The organism is Mesorhizobium sp. M7A.F.Ca.US.007.01.2.1, assembly GCF_003998165.1.
Taxonomy (GTDB): domain Bacteria; phylum Pseudomonadota; class Alphaproteobacteria; order Rhizobiales; family Rhizobiaceae; genus Mesorhizobium; species Mesorhizobium ciceri.
The window spans coordinates 1-392 of the sequence record NZ_RZQP01000544.1 but is presented as its reverse complement, the minus strand read 5'-3'; the positions used below and the strand labels follow the sequence as shown (position 1 = coordinate 392).

Genomic DNA, 392 nt, shown 5'->3' with positions numbered 1-392 from the left:
ACGGCGGACAGCATCGATCCAGCCATAACCAAGCATTTCGGCGTAAGCTTGCCGGCTCTCCGGAAAGTAGACCGCATCGCCTAGCCAACGTCCTGGCACCGCGGCATCGATCGGCGTTGGCACGACATTATAGTCGCCGCACAGAACGCTCGGGGAGCCTTCCCTGAGCAGTACCTGGCTGTAGCTGATCAGACGATCGAACCATCGGAGCTTGTAGTCGAATTTCGGGCCAGGCGCTGGATTGCCGTTGGGCAGGTACAGACAGCCGATCACGATCCCATCCACCTCCGCCTCGATATACCGGCTGTGAGTATCGTCAGGATCACCCGGGAGGCCACGCCGACGCTCCAGCGGCTCTTTCCCTCGGGCGAGTACAGCTACACCGTTATAAG

1 protein-coding gene is annotated in these 392 nt (G+C 60.2%); it reads right to left on the bottom strand.

Annotation, left to right across the window (positions count from 1 at the left end; translation table 11 throughout):
* Nucleotides 1-392: endonuclease/exonuclease/phosphatase family protein (locus EN949_RS35700; protein ID WP_348630614.1), on the bottom strand; the 392-nt coding region annotated here is incomplete at both ends.